This window comes from Sporichthyaceae bacterium (assembly GCA_036493475.1).
Classification (GTDB): Bacteria; Actinomycetota; Actinomycetes; order Sporichthyales; family Sporichthyaceae; genus DASQPJ01.
This window is the reverse complement of record DASXPS010000202.1, coordinates 1-3,046: the sequence shown is the minus strand read 5'-3', so window position 1 is coordinate 3,046 and position 3,046 is coordinate 1. Positions and strand designations below refer to the sequence as shown.

General features: G+C 70.2%; 2 protein-coding genes and 1 pseudogene. All 3 read right to left on the bottom strand.

All coding sequences use genetic code 11. From position 1 onward, the window contains the following. Positions 1–351: 351 nt before the first annotated feature. The gene (locus VGJ14_19510) at positions 352–1,434 is read right to left on the bottom strand and encodes an IS110 family transposase (protein HEY2834616.1); all 1,083 of its coding nucleotides are present in this window, start codon (positions 1,432–1,434) and stop codon (positions 352–354) included. A 422-nt stretch (positions 1,435–1,856) separates the two neighbouring features. Continuing rightward, positions 1,857–2,801, bottom strand: a pseudogene (locus VGJ14_19505) (transposase). A 59-nt stretch (positions 2,802–2,860) separates the two neighbouring features. Further along, positions 2,861–3,046 (bottom strand): hypothetical protein (locus VGJ14_19500; protein ID HEY2834615.1); only part of this gene is annotated, 186 nt, incomplete at its 5' end.

Here is a 3,046-nt window from a genome sequence, read left to right as displayed (position 1 = left end):
ATTTTGACGCTTCTATGTGTTGTCAAGGGGTCGGGCAGTCCTTCCGGGCTCAGCAGCGCTGCTGCGCCGCTTCCGCTCCTCGGCGTTGGAGCGCCTGCGGTGCGGGTCGGCCTGCCGCCGGGCAACCAGGGGTCGCCCGGGCTGGAAGTGATCATGTGGTGAGGCTGCGATGCTCGGCGACGCGGCAGGCCGGGCTGCAGTAGCGGCGGGGCTGTCCGCGTCGCCGCAGTGGCAGGTGGAAGGTGTTGTGGCACAGCCAACGGTGACATCGCAGGACCAGGCAGTGGGGGTGCTCGGCGCAGGGGCCGGGGGGCTGGGCCGGGCTGTAACGATATTCGCTGTGTTCGCTCATCAGCTGGACTCGGTCGCGATGTGCGCTGCGGTGGAGGTCATCGCGGAGTTGAGGGCGCGGTAGAGCTGGCGGGCGATGTAGCGCTTGAGGCAGCGTCGGATCTCCTTCGAGGTCTTGCCCTGGGCGGTGCGCCGGGCGACGTAGGCCTGGGTGTCGGGGCAGCACCGCATCCGGGTGACGGCGATGGTGTGGATCGCCCGGTTCAGGGCCCGGTCCCCGCCCCGGTTGAGCCGGTGCCGCACGGTGCGGCCGCTACTGGCTGGTAGCGGGCTGATCCCGCCCAGGGCGGCGAACGCGGCGTCGTTGCGACACCGCCCGGGGTGGGAGAACGACACGATGGCCTGCGCGGCGCTGACCGGGCCGACCCCGCGACGCTCGGTCAGGCCCGGGGCCAGGTCGTTGACGATGGCGTGCAGCTGGGCGCGGTTGGTCTTGAGCGCCCGGGCACCATCGCGGAGGGCGAGGGCAACACGGCGGATCTCGGCGTGCCGCACGGCCTGCTCACGGCTGGCCTCGCGCGGTGCCCGGCGCCGGGCAAGGTCGGCGAGGACGGCGTCAGTGAGCGTGCCCCGGGACAGGCCACGGTCGGTGTCGTCCCCACCACCCAGGAGCAGCGCGCGTAGCCGGTTGGTCTGCGCGGTGCCGGCGGTGGTCAGCTCGTTGCGGGCGCCCAGCAGGATCCGCAGCGCCTCGCGATCACCATCAGCGCGAGGGGTGGGCAGTGCGTCAGCGTCCAGGCGCAGCGCGGCCAGCACGGCCAGGTGTGCATCGATCGGGTCGGACTTGCCCTTACCGCGGCGGGCCTTGCGGTTGGGCTGCTCACACTCCACGACGATCAGCCCGGAGGCGGAGACCGCGCGGGCCAGTCCGACCCCGTAGCTACGGGTCCCCTCGATCGACACCACCAGCCGCGGCCCGGGGGCGTGGTCGACGATCCAGGCCAGCAGCTCGGCGTAGCCGGTGCTGTCGTTGCTGATCTGACAGGTGGCGATCGCCGCCCCGCCCGGGGTCGCGATCTCCACCTCATGGGTGTCTCGATGAGTGTCGACACCGACCACGGCATCGACGATTTCTGCCAACATGGGCACCGGCCTGTCGTCCTTCCGGGGAGCGGGTCACCGTCGGCACCGGCCTGGATGAGGTCACCACATGGCACATCTGTGACGGGTCACGCCCCGAGGGACGGACAGGCTTCTGATCAGGCCAACTGGTGGGCCAGGTCGGTGCCGGCAACCACGACGGACAAGTCAAAACAAGGGCACGCCGAAGCGGCCAGATCTTTCGCGAGTCACGTCGAAGTCACCGGCACCGAGCCTGGTGGTCCTCCACCCAGGAGCACCGCAACGACACTCACAGATCTTTCGTAACAATCGTACGGTGATCTTCACGTGTGTCTCTTGTTGATCTTCTTGGGGTGTTCCGCTGCGGGGCGGCGTGGGTGATCTCCGGCTCAGCGTGGTCTGCCGGTGCTCCAGGTCCTCGGTTGTGCGGATGCGGTGGTGGGTCAGGGCACGGGCAGCGTGCACAGGCGGGTGTGCGCGGTCGTGATGGCCGGGGCCCAGGGCCAGGTGGGGTCGATGTGCAGGATGTGCCTGCGCGCGGTGTGTACGAGCCGTCCGGCGGTGGCCAGGATGCGTAGCCGCATCCGTTTGGGCTCGTAGCCTGCGGCCGAGTCGGGCAGGGCGAGTCGCGCGCACCAGGCCAGCAGGTCCTGGGCGAGCGCGCTGATCGCGACCCAGATGCGGTTCTGGTCGGTGTCGTGGAAGGGCAGGTTGCGCAGCCCGGTGTCCTTGGCCCCCCGGAGAAGGATGCGGTCCTCGACCCGAGCGTGGCGGCGGTGGCGTAGTTCCAGGTCGGCGAGTTGGCGGTGCGGGCCGCCGCGACCGGTGTTGGTGAGGAACCCGGTCACGCGCAGCCCGTCGGCGTCGGTGATCCGCAACTGTGCGCCGGGGTGTGGGCGTTCCTTGCGCAGGATCAACCTCGTGCCCGGTGGCCAGCCGGTGAGTGGGATCAGGCCGGTGGCCTCGGCGACCCAGGCCCCGTCCCGGGGTTCGATCTGCACGCCGGTCTCAGCGGCGCGGGGCTTGCGGGCCTGATACGCCGGTGTCCACGCTTGCTCGGGCAACGCGGTCAGGGCGGTGTGCACGTCGAGGTGGGCGAAGCTGGCACCGACGGAGAACTCCACCCCCTGCGCGTGCAAGTACGCGACGAACTGCGTCGTGGCCCCGGCGGCGTCGGTACGCACCAAGACCGGCATCCGCCCGGTCTGGTCGCGGGCCCGCAGGTGGGCGGGCAGTTGCGCGAGGGCGGCGTCGAGGACCGTGACGTGATCGGCGGCGGTGTTCGAGCCGGCCTTCCCCGGCCGCAGCAGCTCCGCGGCCGGCTCCCCGCCGGTGGGCGTGGCGTGATCGACGAACCCGAGCAACGGATGGAACCCGAAACCCTTCTTCTTCTCTGCACTAGATGATGATCTTTCATGGCTGGCTGGGCGTCTTCCCGCGGTGACGGTCAGGGCGGAGTGTCGGGGTGTGGAACGGAGCGGCCAGCGATCTGCGGGAAGGTGGGCATCCCGAGCGCTGTGCTGGTTGTCTTGGTTGCGATCTGGTCGAGTTGGGCGAGTTTTTGGCGGGCGCCGGTGAGGCTGATCTGTAGGCCGTCGATCTCGCCGAGCCAGCCCTGTTGGCGGGCTTCGGC